The 25,750-nt window shown below is 65.6% G+C and carries 24 protein-coding genes and 1 pseudogene; 19 read left to right on the top strand and 6 right to left on the bottom strand.

Going from position 1 to position 25,750, the window contains the following annotated elements; all coding sequences use genetic code 11:
• The first annotated feature begins 11 nt into the window (after positions 1–11).
• The 9 genes from PHR85_RS12980 to PHR85_RS12940 all read left to right on the top strand — a co-directional run bounded on the left by PHR85_RS12980 (position 12) and on the right by PHR85_RS12940 (position 7,837).
• A complete protein-coding gene (locus PHR85_RS12980) occupies positions 12–440 on the top strand; it encodes a group II truncated hemoglobin (protein ID WP_300054898.1) in 429 nt (142 codons plus the stop codon).
• A gap of 186 nt (positions 441–626) precedes the next feature.
• Complete coding sequence (locus tag PHR85_RS12975; RefSeq protein ID WP_300054895.1) at positions 627–1,640, top strand: sulfate ABC transporter substrate-binding protein; 1,014 nt, start codon at positions 627–629, stop codon at positions 1,638–1,640.
• 15 nt (positions 1,641–1,655) lie between these two features.
• Positions 1,656–1,871 (top strand): molybdopterin-binding protein, encoded by a 216-nt coding sequence (locus PHR85_RS12970; RefSeq protein WP_300054893.1) that lies wholly within the window; start codon positions 1,656–1,658, stop codon positions 1,869–1,871.
• A complete protein-coding gene (locus tag PHR85_RS12965) occupies positions 1,871–2,797 on the top strand; it encodes a CysB family HTH-type transcriptional regulator (protein WP_300054890.1) in 927 nt (308 codons plus the stop codon). Before PHR85_RS12970 ends, PHR85_RS12965 begins: the two co-directional genes overlap by 1 nt.
• Positions 2,798–2,860: 63 nt before the next feature.
• Positions 2,861–3,448 (top strand): DUF4879 domain-containing protein, encoded by a 588-nt coding sequence (locus PHR85_RS12960; RefSeq protein WP_300054887.1) that lies wholly within the window; start codon positions 2,861–2,863, stop codon positions 3,446–3,448.
• A 172-nt stretch (positions 3,449–3,620) separates the two neighbouring features.
• Positions 3,621–4,088, top strand: coding sequence for a rhodanese-like domain-containing protein (locus PHR85_RS12955; protein ID WP_300054884.1), 468 nt, complete (start codon positions 3,621–3,623; stop codon positions 4,086–4,088).
• Between the two features lie 7 nt (positions 4,089–4,095).
• A complete protein-coding gene (gene epsC / locus PHR85_RS12950) occupies positions 4,096–5,028 on the top strand; it encodes a serine O-acetyltransferase EpsC (RefSeq protein ID WP_300054882.1) in 933 nt (310 codons plus the stop codon).
• 78 nt (positions 5,029–5,106) lie between these two features.
• Positions 5,107–6,036: a family 2A encapsulin nanocompartment shell protein gene (locus tag PHR85_RS12945; RefSeq protein ID WP_300054880.1), complete on the top strand. Its 930-nt coding sequence runs from the start codon at positions 5,107–5,109 to the stop codon at positions 6,034–6,036.
• Positions 6,011–7,837 carry a family 2A encapsulin nanocompartment cargo protein cysteine desulfurase gene (locus PHR85_RS12940; protein WP_300054878.1) on the top strand — a complete coding sequence of 609 codons (1,827 nt, stop codon included), beginning with the start codon at positions 6,011–6,013 and terminating at the stop codon, positions 7,835–7,837. Before PHR85_RS12945 ends, PHR85_RS12940 begins: the two co-directional genes overlap by 26 nt.
• Before the next feature lie 59 nt (positions 7,838–7,896).
• On the opposite strand, the gene PHR85_RS12935 is transcribed toward PHR85_RS12940, so the two are convergent.
• From PHR85_RS12935 to PHR85_RS12915, 5 genes are read right to left on the bottom strand one after another with little or no spacing between them, the layout of a single operon-like run.
• Positions 7,897–8,652: an amino acid ABC transporter ATP-binding protein gene (locus PHR85_RS12935; RefSeq protein WP_300054876.1), complete on the bottom strand. Its 756-nt coding sequence runs from the start codon at positions 8,650–8,652 to the stop codon at positions 7,897–7,899.
• Between the two features lie 17 nt (positions 8,653–8,669).
• Positions 8,670–9,770, bottom strand: a complete 1,101-nt coding sequence (locus PHR85_RS12930; RefSeq protein ID WP_300054874.1) for an amino acid ABC transporter permease — start codon at positions 9,768–9,770, stop codon at positions 8,670–8,672.
• 11 nt (positions 9,771–9,781) lie between these two features.
• Entirely contained in the window at positions 9,782–10,816 is a 1,035-nt protein-coding gene (locus PHR85_RS12925) for an ABC transporter permease subunit (RefSeq protein ID WP_300054872.1), read from the bottom strand.
• Positions 10,813–11,832 (bottom strand): amino acid ABC transporter substrate-binding protein, encoded by a 1,020-nt coding sequence (locus PHR85_RS12920; RefSeq protein WP_300054870.1) that lies wholly within the window; start codon positions 11,830–11,832, stop codon positions 10,813–10,815. Before PHR85_RS12920 ends, PHR85_RS12925 begins: the two co-directional genes overlap by 4 nt.
• A gap of 37 nt (positions 11,833–11,869) precedes the next feature.
• Positions 11,870–13,954: a molybdopterin oxidoreductase family protein gene (locus tag PHR85_RS12915; RefSeq protein WP_300054869.1), complete on the bottom strand. Its 2,085-nt coding sequence runs from the start codon at positions 13,952–13,954 to the stop codon at positions 11,870–11,872.
• Positions 13,955–14,206: 252 nt separating this feature from the next.
• Here PHR85_RS12915 and PHR85_RS12910 point away from each other — a divergent pair, with 252 nt between their 5' ends.
• The 10 genes from PHR85_RS12910 (at position 14,207) to PHR85_RS12865 (ending at position 25,241) form a co-directional block, all read left to right on the top strand.
• Positions 14,207–15,445 (top strand): acyl-CoA dehydrogenase family protein, encoded by a 1,239-nt coding sequence (locus PHR85_RS12910; protein WP_300054868.1) that lies wholly within the window; start codon positions 14,207–14,209, stop codon positions 15,443–15,445.
• A gap of 38 nt (positions 15,446–15,483) precedes the next feature.
• Entirely contained in the window at positions 15,484–16,740 is a 1,257-nt protein-coding gene (locus PHR85_RS12905; protein WP_300054867.1) for an SfnB family sulfur acquisition oxidoreductase, read from the top strand.
• Between the two features lie 25 nt (positions 16,741–16,765).
• Positions 16,766–18,202: an LLM class flavin-dependent oxidoreductase gene (locus PHR85_RS12900; protein ID WP_300054865.1), complete on the top strand. Its 1,437-nt coding sequence runs from the start codon at positions 16,766–16,768 to the stop codon at positions 18,200–18,202.
• Between the two features lie 41 nt (positions 18,203–18,243).
• Positions 18,244–19,257, top strand: coding sequence for a porin (locus tag PHR85_RS12895; protein WP_300054863.1), 1,014 nt, complete (start codon positions 18,244–18,246; stop codon positions 19,255–19,257).
• A 49-nt stretch (positions 19,258–19,306) separates the two neighbouring features.
• Positions 19,307–20,272, top strand: coding sequence for an AMP-binding protein (locus tag PHR85_RS12890; protein WP_300054861.1), 966 nt, complete (start codon positions 19,307–19,309; stop codon positions 20,270–20,272).
• Entirely contained in the window at positions 20,269–21,060 is a 792-nt protein-coding gene (locus tag PHR85_RS12885; protein WP_300054860.1) for an ABC transporter ATP-binding protein, read from the top strand. The genes PHR85_RS12890 and PHR85_RS12885 overlap by 4 nt, the downstream gene beginning before the upstream one ends.
• Before the next feature lie 13 nt (positions 21,061–21,073).
• Entirely contained in the window at positions 21,074–21,955 is an 882-nt protein-coding gene (locus tag PHR85_RS12880; RefSeq protein WP_300054859.1) for a branched-chain amino acid ABC transporter permease, read from the top strand.
• A gap of 5 nt (positions 21,956–21,960) precedes the next feature.
• Positions 21,961–23,028, top strand: coding sequence for a branched-chain amino acid ABC transporter permease (locus PHR85_RS12875; RefSeq protein WP_300054857.1), 1,068 nt, complete (start codon positions 21,961–21,963; stop codon positions 23,026–23,028).
• A gap of 40 nt (positions 23,029–23,068) precedes the next feature.
• Positions 23,069–24,400 carry an ABC transporter substrate-binding protein gene (locus PHR85_RS12870; RefSeq protein WP_300054855.1) on the top strand — a complete coding sequence of 444 codons (1,332 nt, stop codon included), beginning with the start codon at positions 23,069–23,071 and terminating at the stop codon, positions 24,398–24,400.
• Positions 24,401–24,464: 64 nt separating this feature from the next.
• Entirely contained in the window at positions 24,465–25,241 is a 777-nt protein-coding gene (locus tag PHR85_RS12865) for an ABC transporter ATP-binding protein (protein ID WP_300054853.1), read from the top strand.
• A gap of 21 nt (positions 25,242–25,262) precedes the next feature.
• Here the strand turns inward: PHR85_RS12865 and PHR85_RS12860 are convergent.
• Positions 25,263–25,628, bottom strand: a pseudogene (locus tag PHR85_RS12860) (ABC transporter permease); the annotation flags it as partial.
• Positions 25,629–25,750: the final 122 nt, after the last annotated feature.

The following is a 25,750-nucleotide window of genomic DNA, read 5'->3' as shown; positions in this document are numbered from 1 at the left end:
TAAACGCCGCCATGCAACAAGACGACAAGACGGCCGGCCAGCAGCCGGTGCGACAGTACGAGAGCGCTTTCGAGTGGATCGGCGGCGAACCCGCGGTCCAGGCGCTGGTTGACCGCTTCTACGACCTGATGGACCTCGAACCCTGCTACCGCGAGCTGCGTGCCAGCCACGGTCCGGCGCTGGACGATGCGCGCCAGAAGCTGTGCTGGTTCCTGTGCGGCTGGCTGGGTGGTCCCGACCACTATGTCAGCCGTTTCGGCCATCCGCGCCTGAAGATGCGCCACATGCCGTTCAGCATCGGCATCCTGGAGCGTGACCAGTGGCTGGCCTGCATGGACCAGGCCATGGCCGAGACCGGCGTGCCCGGAGCGCTGCGCGTCCAGCTGCAAAAAAGCTTTTTCAACACGGCGGACTGGATGCGGAACCGGGCCGGGGCCTGAAGCTGCGGGCCGATGAGCACTGGCGTTGCGCGCAGAGTGCATCGGCCATGGCGGTCTGGTTGTGCGGCTGAATGGATGGCTGTTTAGTTGTATTGGTAATTAACAACTGAGTTTTTATTCGTTCCTGTTGGCAGGGATTCCACGGATCATCACGTTCAAGGCAACCCGATCCGAAGGAAGACCACCATGCAAGCAAGCCGCCGCTGGCTGTTTCAGACCATCTCCGCCACCGCACTCACCGCCGCGCTGGGCCCGGCCCTGGCCCAGAACAAGGTCGAACTGCTCAACGTCTCGTATGACCCGACGCGCGAGCTCTACGTCGAGTTCAACGCCGCCTTCGCCAGGCACTGGAAGACCAGGACCGGCCAGGAGGTCACGATCAAGCAGTCGCATGGCGGCTCGGGCAAGCAGGCGCGCGGCATCATCGACGGCCTCGATGCCGATGTCGCCACGCTGGCGCTGGCGGGCGACACCGATGCGCTGTACCACAATGGCAAGCTGATCCCGCAGGACTGGCAAAAGCGCCTCAAGCACAACAGTTCGCCCTATACCTCGACCATCATCCTGGTCGTGCGCGAGGGCAATCCCAAGGGCATCAAGGACTGGGATGACCTGGTCAAGCCCGGCATCAAGGTCATCACGCCGAATCCCAAGACCTCGGGCGGCGCGCGCTGGAACTACCTGGCGGCCTGGGAGTTCGCCAAGCGCAAGCATGGTGGCGAGGCGCAGGCGCGCGACTTCGTCAGGAAGCTGTACGAGAACGTGCCGGTGCTCGATACCGGCGCGCGCGGCTCGTCGATTACCTTCGCGCAGCGCAACCAGGGCGATGTCTTCATCTCGTGGGAGAACGAGGCCTACCTGCTCGAAAAGGAGTTCGGCGCCAAGTTCGACGTGGTCTACCCCTCGATCAGCATCCTGGCCGAGCCGGCCGTGACCGTGGTCGACAAGAACGTCGACAGGAAGGGCACGCGCCAGGTGGCCGAGGCCTATCTCGACTACCTCTACAGCGACGAGGGCCAGGACATCGCGGGCAGGAACTTCTACCGTCCGATCTCGGCCAAGGCGCAGGCCAAGTACGCCAAGCAGTTCCCCAAGCTGAACCTGTTCAGCATCGATCAGGCCTTCGGTGGCTGGAGCAAGGCGAGCAAGGACCATTTCGCCGACGGCGCGAGTTTCGATCAGATCTACACCAAGAAGTAACCAAGGAAAAAAATCATGTCCATCCAAGCCATCAACGTGCGCAACCAGTTCAAGGGCAAGGTCAAGGAGATCATCCGTGGCGACGTCGTCTCGGAAATCGATGTCGAGACGCCCTGGGGCATCGTGACCTCGGTCATCACGACCCGCTCGGTCGATTCGCTCGATCTCAAGATCGGCTCCGAGGTGGTCGCGCTGGTCAAGTCGACCGAAGTCTCGCTGGCCAAGCTGTAATGAACTTCCAGCAACTGCGCTCGGTGCGCGAGGCGGTGCGTTGCGGCTTCAACCTGACCGAGGTCGCCGCCACGCTGCACACCTCCCAGCCGGGCGTCAGCCGCCAGGTGCGCGAGCTCGAAGAGGAGCTGGGCGTCGAGTTGTTCGAGCGTTCGGGCAAGCGCCTGCTCGGGCTGACCTCGGCCGGCAAGGCCTTGCTGCCGATCGTCGAGCGGGTGCTGCTCGATGCCGACAGCCTGCGGCGCGCCGGCCAGGAGCTGCAGGGCCGAGAGGAGGGCAAGCTGTCGATCGCGGCCACCCACTCGCAGGCCCGCTACGCGCTGCCGCATGTGGTCAGGGATTTCCGCCAGCGCTGGCCGCGCGTGAGCCTGCACCTGCACCAGGGTTCCCCCAAGCAGGTGGCCGAGATGCTGCTGTCGGGCGAGGCCGACATCGGCATCGCCACCGAGGCGCTGGCGGGTTACGACCAGCTGGTCACCTTGCCCTGCTACCGCTGGAGCCACAGCATCGTGCTGCCGCCGGGCCATCCACTGCTGGCACTCGAGCGTGAGCTCACGCTGCAGGACCTGGCGGCCTACCCCATCATCACCTACGAGCTGGGCTACACCGGCCGCTCGCATATCGATGCGGCCTTCGCGGCGGCCGGACTGCAGCCCGACGTGGTGCTGACCGCGATGGACGCCGACGTCATCAAGACCTATGTCGAGCTTGAGATGGGGGTGGGCATCGTCGCCTCGATCGCGATCGACGAGGAACGCGACCGCCATCTGCACGCGATCGACGCCGGCCATCTGTTCCAGATCAACCTCACGCGGCTGGGGATGCGGCGCAACCTCTGGTTGCCGGGTTTTGCCTTCGGTTTCATCGAGACCTTCGTGCCGACGCTCACGCGCGACGAGGTGCTCAAGGCTTTCGGGGATTCGTGAGGCATGCTGTCCGGGCGTTGAGGTACATTTTTGCGAGGTAACCAGCCACACCCCACCGTCACCATGCCGCATCTCATCAAGACTACAGTCATTTCGGTCCTGGCTCTGATGGCCGGACTGGCTCAGGCCGCCGATGCCGCCGCACGGCAGGTCGAAATCCGTTTCGGCCTGGTGCCGAGTGTGAACGACGTTCGCCAGCTGGCGACCTTGCCCGTCCCCGGCAGCGCCAGCCGTTCGGGTGCCAGCGGAGCCTATGTGGCGGCAGGTTCCGCGCCGGCCCTGAGCTATCTCCAGATCAGCAACATCGGCTCCAGCCAGATCGGCTGGGAAGCCATTGGGGCAGCGCAGACTACAACGGCCCAAGATCACGGTGGAGCGCAGTTGCGCGTCGTGACCGACGAACTCGGCTATGGCCACGTGCGGGTGGCGCGTTTCAACGGCGGCGTCCTGCCGATCGCGGCCAATCACCTCACCCAGAGAATCTGCTGGAATGGCAGCGCTTATGTGCTGTCTTGTTCGGCCGGTCAAACCGTGGTGGGTTTTCGCAGGTACTGGAAGCTGGACGGGAAGCAGAATGGGTCGTTCTCCTACCAGAACAGCTCGACGAATCCGCCGTGGAACACCATGAGCGATTCGATTTCCATCTTCTGATTTTTCAAGCTGCCCATGAGGCATCGGGGCGGTGCTGAAGGCATGCTGGAATTCGTGAGGCATGCGGGCTTGCATATTCGTTTTCCTGCTTTGAAAGCTTGAAAACATTGGTTGGGATTTGGTGCTCGGTTCTCTACAGTGAGGTCCTGAGTCAGCACCAAGGAGTCCCACCATGAGCACCGATATCCCCACCCAGGAGTTGCCTGCCGCGCTGGCATCAGCACGCCATCAGTCCGGCGCGGCAGACCTGGCTTATGCCGGCGGCGTGACACCGCAGCAGGCCTGGGAGTTGTTTTCCAGTGGCCAGGCGCAACTGGTCGATGTGCGCAGCGGCGAGGAGCGCAAGTTCGTCGGTCATGTCCCGGGCAGCGTCCATGTGGCCTGGGCGACCGGCACCAGCCTGACGCGCAACCCGCGTTTCGTGCGCGAGCTGGAAGCCAAGTTATCCAAGGATGCCGTGTTGCTGCTGCTGTGTCGCAGCGGCAAGCGCTCCGGTCTGGCGGCCGAGGCGGCAGTCAAGGCCGGCTTCAAGAACGTGTTCAATGTGCTTGAAGGCTTCGAGGGCGACCGCGATGCCGATCAGCGGCGCGGCACGCAGGACGGCTGGCGTTTCCACGGGCTGCCCTGGCTGCAGGACTGAGGGTGCCATGAGTCACAACGATTTGCAACCGGCCTTCAAGATCGCGGAGGTCGTCGCCGGACTGCGCCTGGCGCGCGAGGATTGGCGCCGCTCGCAACACCGCACGCGCGAGCCCGGTGGCCGCGAACTGCCGTCGAGCGAGGTGCTCGCCGAGATCCTGCGGCAGCTGCGCGGCATCCTGTTTCCGATGCGTCTGGGTCCGCCCGATCTGCGCCAGCGGTCGGAGGATTTCTACATCGGCTACACGCTCGACCAGGCGCTCAATGCCTTGCTGCCGCAGGTCAAGCTCGAACTCGGTCATACCCTGCGCTACGCACACCTGTCCCCGCATGAAATCGAGCTGCGCTCGCACCAGATCGTGCAGGCGTTTGCGGTCGAGCTGCCCGTCATCCGGCGCCTGCTCGACAGCGACGTGCTGGCGGCCTATCGGGGCGACCCGGCCGCGCACAGCGTCGACGAGGTGCTGCTGTGCTATCCCGGCGTGCTGGCCGTGACCTACCACCGGATCGCGCATGTGCTCTACCTGCTGGGCGCGTCGCTGCTGGCCCGGATGATCGCCGAGATCGCGCATGGCCAGACCGGCATCGACATCCACCCGGGCGCGGCCATCGGTCCCGGCTTCTTCATCGATCACGGCACCGGCGTGGTGATCGGCGAGACCGCCGTCATCGGCCGCAACGTGCGCCTGTACCAGGCGGTGACGCTGGGCGCCAAGAGTTTCCCGACCGACGGCGATGGCCAGCTCAAGAAGGGCCTGCCGCGCCACCCGCGGGTGGAGGATGACGTGGTCATCTACGCGGGAGCGACCATCCTGGGCCAGGTCACGGTCGGCCAGGGATCGACCATCGGCGGCAATGTCTGGCTCACGCACAGCGTGGCGCCGGGCAGCCACATCAGCCAGGCGCACACGCGCGAGAACGGCGAACTGCTGGATGCCTGAGGTGACCCGCTTCGGTCCGCCATTGCCTACCCCATTTCTTTCACCCCCCTGTTTTCATCAACCCTGTCTGGAGTCTCCATGTCGGAACCCTCGAAGTCCCAGCTCGCGCTGGGCGACAACGCCGCAAGGCAACTGGCCAATGCCACCAAGACCGTCCCGGTCCTGTCCACCATCACGCCGCGCTGGCTGACCCACCTGCTGCAGTGGCAGCCGGTCGAAGCCGGCATCTACCGCCTGAACCGGGTCAAGAACCCGGAAGACGTGCTGGTGGCCTGCGCCAAGCGCGATGAGTCCGAGCTGCCGCAGACCTTCGTCGACTACGAGGACCAGCCGCGCGAGTATTTCCTCAACGCGGTCTCGACCGTGCTGGACGTGCACACCCGGGTCTCCGACCTCTACAGCAGCCCGCACGACCAGATCAAGGAACAGCTGCGCCTGACGATCGAGACGATCAAGGAACGCCAGGAATCCGAGCTGATCAACAACCCGGACTACGGCCTGCTGGCCAGCGTCGACGAGAGCCAGATCATCTACCCGCTGACCGGCGCCCCGACGCCGGACGACCTCGACGAGCTGCTGACCAAGGTCTGGAAGGAACCCGCCTTCTTCCTGACGCACCCGCTGGCGATCGCCGCCTTCGGCCGCGAATGCACCCGCCGTGGCGTGCCGCCGCCGACGGTGAGCCTGTTCGGTTCGCAGTTCCTGACCTGGCGCGGCATCCCGCTGATCCCGTCCGACAAGGTGCCGGTGGCCGATGGCAAGACCAAGATCCTGCTGCTGCGCGTGGGCGAGAAGCGTCAGGGCGTGGTGGGCCTGTACCAGCCGGGTCTGGCGGGCGAACAGAGCCCGGGCCTGTCGGTGCGCTTCATGGGCATCAACCGCCAGGCGATTTCCTCCTACCTGATCAGCCTGTACTGCTCGCTGGCGGTGCAGAGCCCCGATGCGCTGGCCGTGCTGGATGATGTTGAGATTGGCAAGTTCCATGACTACCCCGACAGCTACAAGTGAACTGCCGGGGGCTGGTGCCTCGCCGCTGGACGTCGGCGAGCTGACCCGTCTGGCCGGCGCCTTCTTCGCCGCGCTGCCGGGGCAGGCTCCGCTGACGACCTCGCATGGCGGCGTGTCGGCTCCGGTCAACCCGCTGCCGGGCGGAACCTCGCTGGGACCGCACGCCAATGGCCCGCAGTTGCCGGGCACGATCGCGCCCGGCGCCAATGTGGTGCCGACCAGCCCGAACAGCGCCGCCAACCAGGTGTCGTCGGTGCCGGCGCTGGTGCCGCATTCGGCGGCGCCCAATGGCTTGCCGGACCATGCGGCGATCGTGCCCCCCGCGCTCGACAGCCGACTGGGACAGCTCTCGCTGGCGGTGCCCGAAGGCCATGTGGCGTCCTCGCCGCGCAGTCACGAGGCTCCGGTGTCGCCTTTCGGTGCCCAGCCGCCTGCCGGCCTCTCCTCGCCGTACTATTTCCTGGGTGAATCGAACGCCTATTCGGCGCCGACCGCTGCGGCAGCGGGCAGCCCGTTCTACTTCATCGGGTCCCAGCCGCAAGGCTTCGCGAATCCGCCGCGGTCGCATGACGCCCGCCGTCCGCCGTTCGATGTCAACGTCATCCGGCGCGACTTCCCGATCCTGCGGGAGCGGGTCAACGGCAAGCCGCTGGTCTGGTTCGACAACGCCGCGACGACGCACAAGCCGCAGTCGGTGATCGACCGCATCGCCTACTTCTACCAGCACGAGAACTCCAACATCCACCGTGCCGCCCATGCCCTGGCCGCGCGCGCGACCGACGCCTACGAGGCCGCGCGCGAGAAGGTGCGCGCCTTCATCGGTGCCGGTTCGGTGGACGAGGTGATCTTCGTGCGCGGCACGACCGAGGCGATCAACCTGGTGGCCAAGACCTGGGGCGCGGCCAACATCGGCGCAGGCGACGAGATCATCGTCTCCCACCTGGAGCACCACGCCAACATCGTGCCCTGGCAGCAGCTGGCGGCGCAAAAGGGCGCCAAGATCCGCGTGATCCCGGTCGACGACAACGGCCAGCTGCTGCTCGACGAGTACAAGAAGCTGCTGAACCCGCGCACCAAGCTCGTGTCGGTGACGCAGGTCTCCAACGCGCTCGGCACCGTGGTGCCGGTGCAGGAGATCGTGGCGCTGGCGCATGCCGCTGGCGCCAAGGCGCTGGTCGATGGGGCGCAGTCGGTCAGCCACATGCGGGTCAACCTGCGGCAACTCGATGCCGATTTCTTCGTGTTCTCCGGGCACAAGATCTTCGGCCCGACCGGCATCGGGGTGGTCTACGGCAAGCGCGAGCTGCTCGAGGACATGCCACCCTGGCAGGGCGGCGGCAACATGATCGCCGACGTCACCTTCGAGCGCACGCTGTACCAGCCGGCCCCGAACAAGTTCGAGGCCGGTACCGGCAACATCGCCGACGCGGTGGGCCTGGGCGCGGCGCTGGACTATGTGCAGCGGATCGGGATCGAGCGCATCGCGCGCTACGAGCATGACCTGCTCGACTACGCGACGCATCAGCTCAAGCCGATTCCGGGCGTGCGGCTGATCGGCACCGCCAAGGACAAGGCCAGCGTGCTGTCCTTCGTGCTCAAGGGCTACAGCACCGAGGAGGTCGGGAAAGCGCTGAACGAGGAGGGCATCGCGGTGCGCACGGGTCACCACTGCGCCCAGCCCATCCTGCGCCGCTTCGGCGTCGAGACCACGGTGCGCCCCTCGCTGGCGTTCTACAACAGCTGCGAGGAAGTGGACCGCTTCATCGCGGTGATCCAGCGGTTGAGCAACGGCCGGCGCTGACGGACCGTGAAGGGTCAGAGGCCCGCCCAGGCGTCATGCCTGGGCGGGCCTTCTTGCGCTCAATGCGCGATCAGCTTGGCGAGGAAATCCCGCGCCCGCGCCGACTCCGGTCGCGCAAAAAAGGCCTCGGGCGCAGCCTGTTCCACGATCTGGCCCTGGTCCATGAACAGCACGCGGTCGGCCACCGAGCGGGCAAAGTCCATCTCGTGCGTGACGCAGACCATGGTGATGCCCTGTCCGGCCAGCTCGGTCATGACGTCGAGCACCTCGTGCACCATCTCGGGGTCGAGCGCCGAGGTCGGCTCGTCGAACAGCAGGATCTGCGGCTCCAGGCACAGCGCGCGCGCGATCGCCACCCGCTGCTGCTGCCCGCCCGAGAGCTGCAGCGGGAACTTGTGTGCCTGCTCGGCGATATGGACCCGTTCGAGCTGCGCCAGCGCCAGTGCCTCGGCCTCGCGCCGGGGCACGCGCCCGACATGGCGTGGCGCCAGCGTCAGGTTGTCGAGCACGCTCAGGTGCGGGAACAGGTTGAACTGCTGGAACACCATGCCGACGCTGCGGCGCACCTGCTGCACCGCGCGCTCGTCCTCGCGGCCCTCGATGTCCAGTGCCACGCCGTTGACCGACAGGCTGCCCTCCTGGAACGGTTCGAGCGCGTTGATGCAGCGGATCAGCGTCGACTTGCCCGAACCCGAGGGACCGCAGACCACCAGCCGTTCAGCGCGCGCAACCTCGAGCGTGATGTCGCGCAGCACGTGGAAATCCGGGCCGAACCATTTGTTGAGTCGCTCGAAGCGGATGATGGGGTCGGGCATGGGGCGGGCGTGAAGGGTTAACGGGCGCGGCCGCGGGCCTGCCGCTGCTCGACCCAGAGGCTGTAATGCGACATGGCGGCACAGACCACGAAGTAGATCGCGGTGATGAACAGATAGCCTTCGATCATGTAGGGCCGCCAGACCGGGTCGCCGCTGAGCGCCAGGCCCAGCGAGCCGGTCAGCTCGTACAGGCTCACGATCGTGATCAGCGAGCTGTCCTTGAAGATGGAGATGAAGCTGTTCATCAGGCCCGGCACCACGGCGCCCAGCGCCTGCGGCAGCACCACCAGGCGCTGGGTCTGCCACCAGCCCAGGCCGATGCTGGAGGCGGCCTCGATCTGCCCGCGCGGCACCGACTGCAGGCCGGCGCGCACGGTCTCGGCCAGGTAGGCGGCGGCAAACAGCGCGATGCCCAGCAGCACGCGCAGCAGCACGTCCGGCGTCGCACCGGGCGGCAGGAACAGCGGGAACAGGAAGCTGGCCATGAACAGCACCGAGATCAGCGGCACGCCCCGCACCAGCTCGATATACGAGGCGCACAGCACGCGCAGCGCCGGCAGGCGGGAGCGTCGGCCCAGGGCCAGCAGCACCGCCAGTGGACAGGCCAGCAAGATGGACAGGGTGGTCAGCAGCAGCGTCAGCGGCAAGCCGCCCCAGCGTTCGGTCGGCACCGTGGCCCAGCCGGCCACACCGCCGCCCATCAGCGCAAGGAAGGCCAGCCAGACCGCGACCCAGGCCAGCAGCAGCCAGCGGTTCCAGCAACGCCGCAGGCCGCTGGCGACCACCAGGGCCAGCAGCAGGGCGCTGGCCAGCAGCGGGCGCCATTGCGCATCGAGTGGATAGCGCCCGAACAGGATCAGGCGGTGCTTCTCGGTGATGACGCCCCAGCAGGCACCCGCGCCGCGCGCCGCCTGGCAGGCCTCGGCATCGGCGGACCAGACCGCCTGCCGCAGCGCCCAGTCAGCCATCTGCGGCAGGAACCCGCACAGGGCGGCCAGCAACAACAGCGTGGTCAGGCCGCCGCTCCAGCTGCCGAACAGCTCGCGTCGCAGCCAGCCCCGGGCACCGCCGGGACGCAGGGGCGCCGGACGGGCGGGAACCATTTCGTAGGGTGCCATGCGATGCGGCCTCAGCGCTCGACCAGGGCCGCGCGGCGGTTGAACCCGCCCATCAGGCCGGCGGTCAGCAGCGACAAGCTCAGGTAGACCGCCATGATGATGACGATGCACTCCATCGCGCGGCCGGTCTGGTTCAGCGTGGTATTGGCGATCGAAACCAGGTCCGGGTAGCCGATCGCGACCGCCAGCGAGGAGTTCTTGGTCAGGTTCAGGTACTGGTTGGTCAACGGTGGCAGCATCACGCGCAAGGCCTGCGGGCCGCTGACCAGCCACAGCGTCTGGCGTCGGCTCAGGCCTATGCTCTGCGCCGCCTCCAGCTGGCCCCGGGGCACGGCCGCCAGGCCCGCCCGAACCGCCTCGGCCACGAAGGCGGCGGTGTAGCAGGTCAAGCCGACCAGCAGGGCCAGGAATTCGGACGACAGCGCGGCACCGCCCTCGACACCGAAGCCTTGCAGCGCCGGCACGCTCCAGCGCCAGCCCCCGGCATCCGGCACGGGAAAGGGCAGGGCCAGACCGGCCTTGCTGAGGAACAAGGTCCCGTGCCACTGCCAGGCCTGGGAGGGATCGGGCAGGTACTCCACCAGCAACAGGTACCAGAACAGCAACTGCACCAGCAGCGGAATGTTGCGAAACAGCTCCACATAGCCGCGGCACAGGACCCGCAGCGGCAGGTTGCCCGAGCCACGCCCGATGCCGATCAGGCCGCCCAGCAGCGTGCACAGCAGCACCGCCAGCACGGACACGCGCAGCGTGTTGAGCAGGCCGACCAGGAAGGCGCGCCAGTACGGCGCGGTCGCTTCGTAGGAGATGGCCTGCTCGCCGATGTCGAAGCCCGCGGGTTGGCCCAGGAAGTCCCAGCCGCTCTGGATGCCGCGTGCCGCCATGTTGGCTTGCGTGTTGTGCACCAGCCAGGCCAGACCCGCGAGCAGCGCGGCCAGGGCCAGGGCCTGCCACAGCAGCGCGCGCGTGGCCGGATGGCGCCAGGATCCGAGCGATCTTGGCCTGGGTGGCGCCTGGCGGGACGGAATGAAGTCCGGCTCGCTCACCGCACCGGCAAGGCGTACATCAGCCCACCCTGGGTCCAGAGCTGGTTCTTGCCGCGCGGCAGGCCGACAGTGGTCTTCTCGCCGACGTTGCGCTCGTAGATCTCGCCGTAGTTGCCGACCGCCTTGATCGCGCGCGCCAGCCAGTCTCGCTCCAGACCCAGCAGCTTGCCGGTGTCCTCGGTCTTGCCGAGCAGGCGACCCACCACCGGATCGCTGCTGTCGGCCTTGAGCTGATCGACATTGGCCCGGGTGATGCCGTTTTCCTCGGCCTCGATCAGGCCGTGGACCACCCAGCGCACGATCGCCAGCCACTCGTCGTCACCCCGGCGCACCAGCGGACCCAGCGGCTCCTTCGAGATGATCTCGGGCAGGATCAGGTGTTCCTTCGGGTCCTTGGCGTCCTTGGCGCGCACCGAGGCCAGGCCCGAGGTGTCGGTCGTGTAGGCCTGGCAGCGGCCAGCGAAATAGGCGGCATTGGCGGCATCGAACTTGTCGAACACCACCGGCTTGAGGTTGAGCTTGTAGCTGCGCGAGAAATCGCTCAGGTTCTTCTCGGAGGTGGTGCCGGACTGCACGCAGACGGTGGCGCCCTTGAGCTGCTTGGCGCTCTTGACCCTGGTCTTGGCCGGCACCATGAAGCCCTGGCCGTCGTAGAAGACGACTGCGGTGAAGGCCAGGCCCATCGAGGCGTCGCGCGTGAGCGTCACGGTGGTGTTGCGCGAGAGCACATCGACCTCGCCCGACTGCAACGCGGTGAAGCGCTGCTGCGAGGCCAGCGGCACCCACTTGACTTTCTCGGCATCGCCCAGCAAGGCGGCCGCGACCGCCTTGCCGATGTCCACGTCCAGCCCGGCCCACTTGCCCTGGCTGTCGGCGGCCGAGAAGCCCGGCACGCCGGTGCTGACGCCGATCGCGATCTGGTCGCGCTGCTTGATGGTGTCCAGCGTCTTGCCCGCGTGGGCCGCCTGTTGGCCCAGCAGGGACAGGGCCAGCAGGCCAGTAGCCAAGTGCTTCATGGTGTGCAATCCAATGGTTGATTTTTGGTTGGGCAAACTATAGCGGACAGAAGAGCAAAGCGACCTGGACCAGGCAATCGTAGAACGCAGGCGCACGGCCCAGGTCGGTCAGCCGCTGGTGCGTCAGCTCGTTGACGTTGGTCCCGTTGTGGCCCAGCTTGCGCCACCAGATGCCAAGGCCGTTCACGACGCCAGGCCTGGCCCGGATGCTGACCTGTGCCTTGCAGTGGTAGCGGCCACGGTCGTTGAAGACGCACACCATGGCCCCGCTCTCGATGCCGCGCGTGGCCGCGTCGTCGGGATGGATCTCGAGCAGCGGCTCGCCCTCGATGGCGCGCAGGCTCTGCAGGTTGACGAAGGTCGAATTGAGGAAGTGGCGTGCCGGTGGCGAGATCATCGCCAGCGGATAGGCGGTGCTGCTGCCGCTGGGCTCGTGATTGGGCAGCACCTGAGGCAGTCCGTCCAGGCCTTGAGCGGCGAGCGCCGCGCTGAAGAATTCGCATTGGCCCGAAGGCGTCGGAAAGCCGCCGTCGGCGAAAGGCGCGTCCGGCAGCGACAAGCTGAAATAGCCCTGCTTGAACAGCATGTCCCAGTCTACCGCTGTGCCAAAGGCTTCGTGGCACAGGGATTCGTCATCCTGCCCGAAGCAGGGCTCGTCAAAGCCCAGGCGGGCCGCCAGTTCGCGGAAGATCTGGGTGTTGGGTTTCGCCTCGCCCAGCGGGGCGATGGCCGGGCGGTTGAGCAGCACGTCGGTGTGGCCATAGCTGGTGTGGATGTCCCAGTGTTCCAGCTGCGTGGTGGCCGGCAGCAGATAGTCGGCGTAGTCGGCCGTGTCGGTCTGGAACTGTTCGAGCACGACCGTGAACAGGTCCTCGCGCGCGAAGCCCGCCACGACCTGGCCCGACCGCGGCGCCACGGCCACCGGGTTGCTGTTGTAGACCAGCAGCGCCTCGATGGCCGGCCCGAACTCCGGCGAGGCAGCACGGAGCAGGTCGGCGCCTATCGTGCTCATGTTGACCAGGCGTGGCCGCCTCACGCCCGACGCCGCCAGCAGGTCGGGCCGTTGCAGGCGATCGCGCCGGACCGGGAAGTTGCCCGAGCTGCTCAGCAGCAGCCCGCCGGCCCGGTGCCGCCAGGCGCCGATCAGCGCGGGCAGGCAGGCGACAGCGCGCACCGCGTTGCCGCCGCCACGGGTGCGCTGCATGCCGTAGTTGAGCCGGATCGCGACCGGTTCGCGCTGCTCGAAGCAGCGCCCGATGTCCTGCGCGAGCGCACGGATCTGCTCGGCTGGCAGGCCGCAATGCTGAGCCGCTCGTTCCGGCGGCCATTCCAGCGCCCGGTCGCGCAGCTGCGGCCAGCCCAGCGTGTGCCGGTCCAGGTAGTCGTGGTCGAGCCAGTCGTGCACGACGAGTTCGTGCATCAGCGCGTAGGCCAGCGCCGCGTCGGTGCCGGGCAGCAGGGCCAGATGCTCGTGGCATTTCTCGGCGGTCTCGGAGCGGCGCGGGTCGATGCAGACCAGCCTGGCACCGCGGCGCTTGGCCTCCTGCGCGTGGCGCCAGAAATGCAGGTTGCTGCCGACCGAGTTGGTGCCCCAGAGCAGGATCAGGCGCGATTCGGCGAAATGCTCGACCTTCATGCCCAGCTTGCCGCCCAGCGTGGCTTCGAGCGCGGCGGCGCCGGCGGAGGCGCAGATGGTGCGGTCGAGCCGGGAAGCGCCGAGGCGGTGGAAGAAGCGCCGGTCCATCGACTCGCCCTGCACCAGGCCCATGGTGCCGGCATAGCTGTAGGGCAGGATGGCCTGGGGGTCGCGCGCGGCGATCCTGCCCAGGCGAGCGGCGATGTCGGACAGGGCCTCATCCCAGCTCACGCGCTCGAACTGGCCAGAACCCTTGGGACCGACGCGCCTGAGCGGGTGCAGCAGGCGCTCCGGGTGGTGGGTGCGCTCGGGGTAGCGCGCGACCTTGGCGCACAGCACGCCAGCGGTGTGCCGGTGCTCGGGATTGCCCCGCACCTGAACGGCCCGGCCTGCGTGAACGGTGGTGATCAGTGAGCAGGTGTCCGGGCAGTCGTGCGGGCAGGCACCGAGCACCTCGAAATGGGTCTGGGTCTGAGGGATGGACATGATGGGCTGATTGTCTATCGCCGCGCCGATCGACATCACCTTCAGCAACGAAAGATTCCGAATTTCCTTATTTGGTTTTTCAATGGCCGAGCCGGTATTTTTGGATATTCATTTTTCGAGCGATAAACGCTTCGAATAATCCACGAAATTTTATTCATATCCTTGAAAGATCATATTCCTTGAAGTCCGATGAGGCCGTGCCAAGAATCGGGGCATGAAATTCCGTTTCGCCGTCCATTGCAAGGAGTCCACATGACGCACAGAGATCATCTGCCTGTTCTTTCGACCGGTACCGACTACGAGTCGCTGGCCAGTCGGTTCCGGCCCCTATTTGACCGTATCGCGCAAGGCGCGCTCGAACGCGAGCGGACCCGGACCTTGCCGCGGGAGCCGATCCGCTGGCTCAAGGAGGCCGGGTTCGGTGCGGTGCGCGTACCGGCTACGCATGGCGGCGCGGGCGCCTCGCTGCCGCAGCTGTTCCAGTTGCTGATCGAGCTCGCCGAGGCCGATTCCAACCTCCCGCAGGCGCTGCGCGGGCATTTCGCGTTCGTCGAGGACAAGCTCAACGCGCCGCAGAGCCCGCAGCGTGACCGCTGGTTCGAGCGCTTCGTCGCGGGCGAGACCGTCGGCAACGCCTGGACCGAGGTCGGCGACGTGGTGATCGGCAACATCGCCACCCAGGTCACGCCGGGCGACGGCCCGTGGCGGGTCAATGGGCGCAAGTTCTACAGCACCGGCAGCATCTTCGCCGACTGGATCGACCTGCTCGCGCGCCGCAGCGACAACGGCGTCGACGTGATCGCGGCCGTCAGGGCCCAGCAGCCGGGCGTGACCCTGCTCGACGACTGGGATGGCTTCGGGCAGCGCACCACGGGAAGCGGAACCTCGGTCTTCGAGAACGCCGAGGTCGAGCCCGATGAGGTGATCGACTTCTCGCAGCGCTTCAAGTACCAGACCGCGTTCTACCAACTGTTCCACCTCGCGACCCTGGCGGGAATCGCGCGGGCGGCCGAGCGCGACGTCGCGCGTGCCGTGGCCGAGCGCAAGCGCATCTTCAGCACCGGCAACGCACCCTTGGCGCGCCACGACGCCCAGATCCAGCAGGTGGTGGGCCAGATCTCGGCCCAGGCCTATGCCGCTGCCGCGATTGCCGTGCGCGCCGCCGAGCCGGCACAGCGCGCCTACGAGACCCGCTTTTCAGGCGACGAGGCGGCGGAGAAGGCCGCCAACATCGCCGCCGAGATCGAGTCGGCGCAGGGCCAGATCGTGCTGGCCGATCTCGTGCTGCGCGCGACGACCGATCTGTTCAACGCCCTGGGCGCCTCCGCCGCCAGCGAGAAGCTCGAACTCGACCGTCACTGGCGCAACGCCCGGACCGTCAGCTCGCACAACCCGCTGGTCTACAAGGCGCGCATCGTCGGCGACTGGCGCATCAACGGCACCGAACCGCCCTACGTCTGGCTGATCGGTGGCAGTCCTGCCGCCAAGTGAAGTTGTCTTCAAACATCCCATCCAACCGGAACAATTCAATGACCAGCACCCAAGCAGAGACTGCCCGCCCGCGCGTCAACACCGCCCAGCCCTTCCCGGCCTTGCCCCGCCCAAGCCAGCCCGCGCATGTCATCCGCAGCGCTGCCGAGGCGATCGAGGTGGCGCGCCGGCTGGCCGGCGAGTTCGCCGTCGAAGCCTCCTTGCGCGACAGCGAGGGTTACCTGCCGATCGCCGAGATCGACAGCTACTCGCGAAGCGGCCTCTGGGGCATCACCGTGCCCAAGGCCCATGGCGGCGCGGGCGTGTCGTACGCGACGGTGGCCGAGGTGATCCGGATCATCGCCGCGGCGGATTCCAGCATCGCGCAGATCACCCAGAACCACCTGGCCCTGGTCGCGCACATCGAGCTCGATGCGTCGCCCGAGCAGCAGCAGGAGCTGTTCGGACTGGTGCTGCAAGGCATCAGGCTGGGCAACGCGTTCTCCGAAAAAGGCAGCAAGAACGTGGCGGCATTCGAGACCAGGCTGCGGCTGGAGAATGGCGTGGCCGTGGTCAACGGCCAGAAGTTCTACACCACGGGCGCGCTGCTCGCCCATATCGTGCCGATCGTGGCGGTGGATGAGGACGGCAAGGGCTGGCTGGCTTTTGCCGAGCGCGACGCGCCCGGCCTGACCGTGATCAACGACTGGTCCAGCTTCGGTCAGCGCACCACCGCCTCGGGTTCGATCCGGATCGACAACGTGCGGGTGCCGGCCAGCCGCCTGGTGCCGGTCGCGGCGTTCGACCGGCCGACCGCGGCCGGCCCGATCTCGCAGATCATCCAGTCGGCGATCGACGCGGGCATCGCCGCGGCGGCGATCAACGAGACGATCGCCTTTGTCCGCACCCGCAGCCGGCCCTGGATCGACAGCGGCAAGGAGTCGGCCAGCGAGGACCCGTTCACGGTCAGCGCCGTCGGTGAACTCGTGATCCGCCTGCATGCCGCCGAGGCCTTGCTGGAGCGCGCCGGCCGCGCGATCGACGACGCGCTGGCCCATCCGAGCGACGAGACGGTCGATCGCGCCACCTTGGCGACGAGCGAATCCAAGGTATTGACCACCGAGGTCGCGATTGCCGCCACCAACAAGCTGTTCGAGCTGGCCGGCACGCGTTCGACCCTGCAGGAGCACAACCTGGACCGCCACTGGCGCAATGCCCGCACCCACACGCTGCACGATCCGGTGCGCTGGAAGTACTTCCATGTCGGCAATTACCACCTGAACGATATCGCGCCGCCGCGACACGCCTGGAACTGAGCCCGCTATTCATCAGGAATTGAAAATGACTCGTCAAATACACTTCAACGCTTTCGAGATGAATTGCGTCGGACACCAGTCGCCCGGCTTGTGGAAGCATCCGCGCGATCGATCCTGGCAGTACAAGGACCTCGAATACTGGACCGATCTGGCCAAGATTCTTGAAAAAGGCATCTTCGACGGCATCTTCATCGCCGACGTGATCGGCTACTACGACGTCTACCAGGGCAGCAACTACCACGCGCTGCAGCAGGCGGCGCAGATCCCGGTCAATGATCCGCTGCAGCTCGCCGCGCCGATCGCGATGGTGACCGAGCATCTGGGCATCGGCATCACCGCCTCGACCTCGTTCGAGCACCCGTACACCTTCGCGCGCCGGCTCTCGACCGCCGATCACCACAGCAAGGGGCGGGTGGGCTGGAACATCGTCACCTCCTACCTGGAGAGCGGCGCCAGGAACATTGGCGAAGGCGGCTTGCGCCGGCACGACAACCGTTACGACGTGGCCCACGAATACGTCGAGGTCCTTTACAAGCTGCTCGAAGGCAGCTGGGAGGAGGGCGCCGTGGTGCGCGATCGCCAGCGCGGCATCTTCACGCATCCGGAGAAGGTCCACGAGATCGGCCACCAGGGCAAGTACTTCGACGTGCCGGGCTACCACCTGTGCGAGCCGTCGCCGCAACGCACGCCCGTGCTCTATCAGGCGGGGGCATCGGGTGCCGGCAAGGCTTTTGCCGCCGGTCATGCGGAATGTGTCTTTGTGGCGTCTCCGATCAAGTCGGTGCTGAAGGACTATGTGGCCGACGTGCGCCGCCAGGCCGCTGCTGCCGGCCGTGACCCGCGCAAGCTCAAGGTCTACAACCTCGTGACGATCATCGTCGACGAGACGGACGCCAAGGCCCAGGCCAAGTTCGAGGAATACCAGCAATATTCGTCCTATGACGGCGCGCTGGTGTTCCTGTCGGGCTGGAGCGGCATCGACTTCGGGCAATACGCGCCGACCGATCTGGTGAAGAAAGTCGAAACCAATGCCATCGTCTCGGTCGTGGACCACCTGACCAACGGCGGCAAGGCCTGGACCATCGACGAACTGGCGCGCTGGGGCGGCATTGGCGGCCTGGGTCCGGTCTTCGTGGGTTCACCCAGCACCGTGGCCGACATCCTGCAGCAATGGGTTGAGGAAACCGATGTCGATGGCTTCAACCTGGCCTACGGCGTCGCGCATGAAACCTTCGAGGACGTGGTGGGCTACCTGGTTCCCGAACTGCAGCGCCGTGGCGTCTATCCGACCGCCTACCAGCCCGGCACCTTGCGCGAAAAGCTGTTCGGCGACGGCCCCTACCTGCCCGACAACCACCCGGCAGCGCGCTATCGCGACATCGAGGCGGTCAAGCGCGAACAAGCCCTGCTGCGCACGCAGGCCGCGACGGAAAACCAGACCCCCGATCCGGTCCTTGCCTGAGCGCTTTCTCTAGAAAACCAACCCTCATCTTGAAATCCAGCATGAAGAAATCATTCGCCTTTCTCGCGGTTCTGACCGCCATCGCGGGTGCTGCATCGGCCCAGTCCTCCGTCTCGCTGTCCGGTCTGGTCGACCTGAACCTGCGCCACAGCAGCAACGGCGATACCACCCAAAACAGCGTGAGCACCAACGGCATCGGCGCCAGCCAGATCCGCTTCCAGGGCAGCGATCAGCTCAGCTCCACGGCGCAGGCCAGTTTCTGGCTCGAACAAGGGATCAACCCCGACACGGGTTCAGCCATCGATGCGGCCAAGCCATTCAACCGTCGCTCGACGCTCAGCCTGTCGGAGCAGAATCTGGGCGAACTGCGCCTGGGGCGCTACTTCACCGCCCAGTATCTGGGTTACGGCAATTTCGACCCATTTGGTGATACCGGGATCGGTGCATCGAGCAACCTCACCAGCGCCCTGGGCAGCGATGTGAGCACAGGCTTCTGGTCCGACAACACGATCGGCTACTTCCTGCCGGAGAACTCGCTGGGTCTGTACGGTCAGATCGAGATCGCTCTGAAAGAAGGCGCGGCATCGGGCAAGCAGTACCGCGGTGGCACCCTGGGCTGGACGAACAACCAGCTCAACGTTGCCGCCACGCTCGGCAGTACCGACATCACGGGTGGCAAGTACAAGAACGACACCATTGCCGCCTCCTACACCCTGGTGTTCGGCACGCTCTACGGGCATCTCAACAGCCAGAAGAACACCGCCAACGATCAGGAGCTGCAACGCTACCTGATCGGTGCCAGCGTGCCAGTGGGTGCCGGCGAGGTTCGCGCTTCTTACGCGTCCGTCAATGCCTCCGGTGCCGGCACCGATGCGAACGACGCCAGCCAGATCGCCCTGGGTTATGTCCACAACCTGTCCAAGCGCACGGCGGTCTACGGCAATTATTCGCACATCGATAACAAGGGTGCGGCGGCCTTCGGCAATAACTCCTTGGTGGCTGTTGCCGGCCAAAACAGCAATGCCGTGGAGTTCGGCATTCGCCACGCTTTCTGATTTTCAAGCGAAGGAGCGGTGCGTTGGCCACCGCTCGGGAGAGTCCACCATGAACCAGAACGCATCGAATCTCAAGGTTGACGATACCTTGAACCCCACGACCTTGGGTCGAATCAGGCATTGGACAAGCGTCCGGCCGCAGCAATTGGCATTGCTGCACAAGCGCCGCGGTCGCTGGGTCGCCTGGAGCTGGGCCGAGGTCGAAATCGATGTGGCAAGGCTGGCCTCTGTCTTGCGGCATCAGGGCTTCGATTCGCGGTCCACGCTCGCCGTCAGCGGTCCCTTCGAGCCCACCCTGATCATGCTGGCACTGGCGGCCTACCAACTGGGCGGCGAGGTCGTGACCATCTCCCGATTGGCGAACGCAGAGCAGTTGAATCAAGTCATCGATCAGGCTCAGCCTACCCATGCTTATGTTCATGGGCGCGATGGCATGGCCCGCTGGATCAAGGCCGCGGCCAGCGGCCGGCATGAACTGCTGCTGATTTCCAATCAGGCTGCCGCGCGCCAGGTGAACCACTGGCATCTGGTGCCGCTGGAATCCGGCTTCCCGGCGCAGCAGGTGGCAGCGCCCAGGCGTGTCGCCGCCACGGCCCGGCGCAGCGCCGGGACCCTCTGGAGCGAGGAGGGTACCGAGTCCAGCCTGACCTTGCCGCACCTGCTGAACTACTGGCTCGAAAAGGGTGAAACCTTTGCATTCCCGGAAACCATCGGGTCGGCAGCACGTGACCGCCGCGATGTTGCACCGTCGTCCCTGCTGTTGTCCGAGGACCGCCTGCGGGCTCTGGCCGATGAAATCGAAAACCGGCTGGCTGCCCCCGGATCCTTGCCGCATCGCATCTGGGAGTGGACGCTGGCCGACCACAGCCGGGGTATCCGCCGTCATATCCGCGCCAAGGTCCGGCGACTTTTCGGACTGCAGCGTCTGCAAAACCTGATGGCCGGCGCCGAGTCACCGCGATCCATCCCGGCCGTCGCGGCATTGCTCGGTACCGGGCTGGAGAAAACGGCATGACGCTCAAAAAAGGCCTGGCCACGGATCACATTCTGGAAGTCCGCGACATTTCGCTCTCGTTCAAGGGTGTCAAGGCCATCTCCAGTCTGTCCTTTTCGGTTCGTCGCGGAGAAATCTGTGCGCTGATCGGCCCCAATGGCGCCGGCAAGAGTTCCCTGCTCAACGTGCTCAACGGCGTTTACCGACCGGATTCCGGCGAGGTGGTCTTTGATGGCAGCAGTTTCCACCGCATCAGGCCGCTGGACGCCGCGCGTCGCGGCATCGGCCGCACGTTCCAGAACAACGCCTTGTTCCAGCAGATGAGCGTCATCGACAACATCATCGCCGGTCTGTCCAGACACTCGCACACGATGTTCATCGAACAGGCGCTGGGCCTGCCCAGGGCCAGAAGGGAGGCCATGGCGTTCACCGAGCATGCCGAGAGCATCCTGGAATTTCTGGAACTGCAGCCCCAGCGCGACATGCCGGTCGGGACGCTGGCTTATGGCCTGCAAAAGCGTGTCGAGCTGGGGCGGGCCCTGATCTCGGCTCCCGCGCTGCTGCTGCTCGATGAGCCGATGGCGGGCATGAACGCCGAAGAAAAACAGGAGATGAGCCGCTTCATCAGCGACGTGAATCGCGACCTGGGGACCACCGTGGTCCTGATCGAACACGACATCGGCGTGGTGATGGGGTTGTCCAGCCATGTGGTGGTGCTGGATTACGGCCGCAAGGTGGGGGATGGCACACCGGCAGAGGTACAGGCCAATCCCGAAGTGATCGAGGCCTACCTGGGCGCAGCACATTGAGACCGGCAAGACCATGACATTCTTTCTCGAAACCTTGATTGGTGGCCTGCTGGCAGGCACCATGTACTCGCTGGTGGCCATCGGCTTCGTGCTGATCTACAAGGCCAGCGGGGTCTTCAATTTTGCGCAGGGGTCCATGCTCCTGTTCTCGGCGCTGGTCTTCGTCAGCTTGCTGGAGCAGGGCGTCTCGGTCTTCGGTGCCCTGATCCTGAGCATCGTGGTGATGATCGCGCTCGCCATCGCGGTCGAGCGGCATGTCTTGCGACCGCTGGTCAACCGGCCCCAGATCGTGCTGTTCATGGCGACGCTGGGCCTGAGCTTCATCATCGAAGGGGCCGCTCAGGGGTTGATGGGCGCTGAAGTCCGCTCGCTGGATCTGGGCATCGAGGACGTCCCGGTCTTCATCGGCGACGTCATGGTGAGCCAGTTCGACGCGGTCGCGGCCCTCACGGCCGCGGTGCTGGTGCTCGTGCTGGCGCTGCTGTTCAACAAGACCCAGATCGGCATCTCGCTGCGTGCGGTGGCCGACGACACGCGTGCGGCGCTCTCGATCGGGATCAACCTGAACCGCATCTGGCAGATTGTCTGGGCGGTGGCCGGTGGCGTGGGCCTGGTGGCGGGATTGCTCTGGGGCGCGCGCCAGGGCGTTCAGTTCTCCCTGTCGCTGGTGGTGCTCAAGGCCTTGCCCGTGCTGATCATCGGTGGCTTCACCTCGATTGGGGGGGCCATTGCCGGCGGCCTCATCGTGGGCGCCGCGGAAAACCTGGCCGAGGCCTATCTCGGTTCCTACGTCGGCGGCGGCATCACGCCCTGGTTCGCCTATTTCCTGGCCCTGGCCTTTCTCTACATCCGTCCTGCCGGCCTGTTCGGCGAACGGGTCATCGAACGTGTCTGACGACCATGCCCACCTCCATCGCTCACAGCATCCAACGCTCTTTTGATACGGCTCCGCTGGAGATCGTATTCAGGCGCCCCCGTCTCGGCCTGCCCATCCTGCTACTCGCCGCATTCGTGCTCGTTCCCTGGTTGGGCAACGATTACTGGCTCAACGCCATCCTGATCCCGTTTCTGGTCCTGTCCCTGGCAGGGCTCGGTCTGAATCTGCTGACCGGATACGCCGGGCAGACCTCGGTCGGATCGGCGGGCTTCATGGCGGTCGGCGCCTTTGCCACCTACGGCGTCCTGCTGCGTCTGCCGGCGGTTCCTCTGCCCTTGGCGATGCTGATCGGGGGACTGATCGCCGCGCTGGCCGGATTCGTGGCGGGCATTCCCAGCTCGCGCATCAAGGGCTTCTACCTCATGGTGACGACCCTGGCGGCCCAGTTCTTCCTCGAATGGGTGTTTTCCAAGTTCTCGTGGTTCTACAACCACTCGTCGTCGGGAACCATCGCGGCCCCGAGGCTGGAGGTTTTTGGCCAGGACCTGAGTTCACCGGCGGGGCGCTACCTGCTGACGCTGTCCTCGGTGGCCTTGCTGACCTGGGTTGCCTTCAACCTGGTGCGCAGCCAGACCGGGCGCAACTGGATGGCCATCCGCGACATGGACACCGCCGCCGCCGTGATCGGTATCCCGGTCGACCAGTTCAAGCGCCGGGCGTTTGCCGTCAGCGCGTTCTACCTGGGCATTGCCGGCGCGCTGTGGACCTTCGCCTACCTCGGGACCGCCAGCGCCAGCAGCTTCGACATCAACCGCTCGTTCCAGATCCTGTTCATCATCATCATCGGGGGCATGGGGAGCATCGGCGGGAGTTTCATCGGCGCGGCATTCATCAGCCTGTTCCCGATCTTCCTGAGCTACGCCGGCCAGGCCCTGATGGGCGGCAACGTCGATGCCGGCCAGTTGCAGAACCTGCAGAAGGTCATCTTCGGCTCCCTGATCATCTGGCTGCTCATCAAGGAACCCGACGGCCTGGTGCAACTGCTCGGCAAGTTCCGTGAACGACTCGCGGTCTGGCCGTTGCGCTTCTGACCCATTTCTCCCATCTCAATCATTCTCATTGAAAGAGTCTATGAAACTAAAGAAAACCATAGCATCCCTGCTCGTCGCTGTGTCCGCCGCCGCCGCTCTCACATCGACCCAGGCCGCGCCCAATCAGCAGTTCTTCCCGCTCGCCACCTACCGCGTCGGCGCCTATGCGTCCAGCGGCATTCCGGTCTGGGCCGGGATGATCGACTACCTGCGCTACATCAACGAGGTCGAAGGCGGCATCAACGGCGTCAAGCTCGTCTGGCAGGAGTGCGAGACCGAATGGACGGCCGAAAAGGGCATAGAGTGCTACGAGCGTTTCAAGAACGGGCTCAACGGCGCACCGGTCGCGATCTACCACCCCAATGGTGCGCCGGCCGCCTATGCCCTGTCGGACAAGGCGGCCGCCGACAAGATTCCGTTGATCACGCTCGGCTACGGCCGCACCGAGGCCACCGATGGCAGCGTGTTCCCCTACAACTTCCCGGTCATGCTGACCTTCTACAGCGAGGCATCGGTGGTGGTGAACTACATCGCGCAGAAGGAGGGCGGCTTCGACAAGCTCAAGGGCAAGAAGATCGCCACCGTCTATCACGACTCCGCCTACGGACGCGAAACCCAGGGCACGCTGGAACTGCTGGCCAAGAAGTACGGCTTCGAGAACATCCAGATCCCGGTGGCCGATCCGGGCAACGAGCAGTCGGCGCAATGGCGCCAGGTGCGCCAGGCCAAGCCGGACTGGGTCTTCCTGCGCACCTGGGGTGTCTCGACCCCGGTGGCCGTCAAAACGGCGGCCCGCTTTGGCTTCCCGGTCGATCGCATCATCGGCGACATCTGGGCCAGTTCCGACGAGGACGTGCTGCCGGCTGGCGACGCTGGCAGGGGTTATCTGGCGCTGACGCCGTATCCGGGCGGGGCCAACTTCGACATCCACCAGCGCATCAAGCAGCATATCCTGGACAAGGGCAAGAGCGACCTGAAGGACCGGAAGAGCTTCGGCAGCGTCTACTACAACTCGGGACTGATCAATGCGGCCATCGCCGTCGAGGCGATCCGTACCGGGCAGAAGAAGTTTGGCAACCGCCCGCTCGTCGGTGATGAAGGCCGCTGGGGTCTGGAGCGCCTGAATCTTGACGAAGCCCGCCTCAAGCAGATCGGCTTCCTGGGTCTGATGCAGCCGCTCAAGCTGTCCTGCACCGACCACGAGGGTGGCGGCTCCGCCAAGGTCCAGCAATGGGACGGCAAGAAGTGGAACCTGATCACCGACTGGGTGCAGGCCGACCGCAAGACCTTGCGTCCGCTGATCGACGCCAAGTCGGCCGCCTACGCCAAGGAAAAAGGCATCAAGCCGCGCGATTGCAGCAAGGAGCAATGAGCGATGCGAGGGGTAGCCCCCGCTTTTCACGGATTCTCTTGGCAATCAACTCACTGGACAGATCATGAGCAATGCCACTCAGCCGGCACATGAACCAGGGCATCTGCTGGCGGTTCATGACATCGAAGTCATCTATGGCGGCGCCATCCTCGCGGTCGGGGGGGTATCGCTGCACATCGAGAAAGGCGCCATCATCGCCCTGCTTGGCGCCAACGGGGCAGGCAAAAGTACCACGCTCAAGGCGATTTCGGGCCTGGTGCAGGCCGACCGCGCCGTGGTCAGCCGGGGCAGCATTCATTTCCACGGCAAGGACACCGCCGGAGTACCCCCGAACCAGTTGGCGTGGCAAGGTATCGTCCATGTGCTGGAAGGGCGACATGTGTTCCCACAGCTGACCGTGGAGGAAAACCTGCGCAGCGGTGGCTTCATGCGCAAGCTAAGCAAGCGCGACAGCGAGCGGGATATCGAGCATATCTACGAGTGGTTTCCACGCCTGAAGACCAAACGCAAGACCCACGCCGGACTCACCTCTGGCGGAGAACAGCAGATGCTGGCCATCGGCAGGGCCCTGATGACACGTCCGGAGCTGGTCTTGCTCGACGAGCCTTCGATGGGCTTGGCACCGATGATCGTCGAGGAGATCTTTGAGATAGTCACGCAACTCAACACGCGTGAACAAGTCAGTTTTCTGGTGGCCGAGCAAAACATCAACGTGGCCCTGAAACATGCCCATTACGGCTATGTACTGGAAAACGGGCACGTGGTTAGCGAAGGTAGAGCCTCCGAGCTGCTCGCTCGCCCAGATATCAGGGACTATTACCTGGGCGCAAAGGCCGCTTGAAGTCTGCTGACGCCGGGCTGTTCAGTCGTTGCGCCCGCCATGGGTCCAGCGGCGGTGCAGCGTGCGGGCGGCGCCATCCAGGGCGAAGCCCAGCGCACCGATCAGGATGATCACCGCCATCAGCTCGGAGTAGGCCAGGCGGTCGCGCGTGTCGAGGATGAAGTAGCCCAGGCCGGCGCTGACACCCAGCATCTCGCAGGGCACCAGCACGATCCAGACGATGCCGATCGCCAGCCGCAGGCCGGTCAGGATATGGCCGAGCACGCCCGGCAGCACGATGCGGCGCAGGGTTTCCCAGCGCGTCGCGCTCAGGCTTTTGCCCAGCATCATCCAGCGCGGGTCGAGCTGGTGGACGCCAGCGACGGTGTTGAGCAGGATGGGCCGTATGCGCGTGATTAACCCCGCCCTTGCCCGGTGACAGGATCTGGGGTACGGAGTTCAGGCGCGAGGCGTCAGCCGCCAGGGCAGCAGGGCCTCGTATTCATCGGCTGTGCTGGCCAGGGGCAAGG

It is taken from the genome of Malikia sp. (genome assembly GCF_028687635.1).
Taxonomy (GTDB): Bacteria; Pseudomonadota; Gammaproteobacteria; order Burkholderiales; family Burkholderiaceae_C; genus Malikia.
This window is presented reverse-complemented; position numbering and strand designations above follow the sequence as displayed.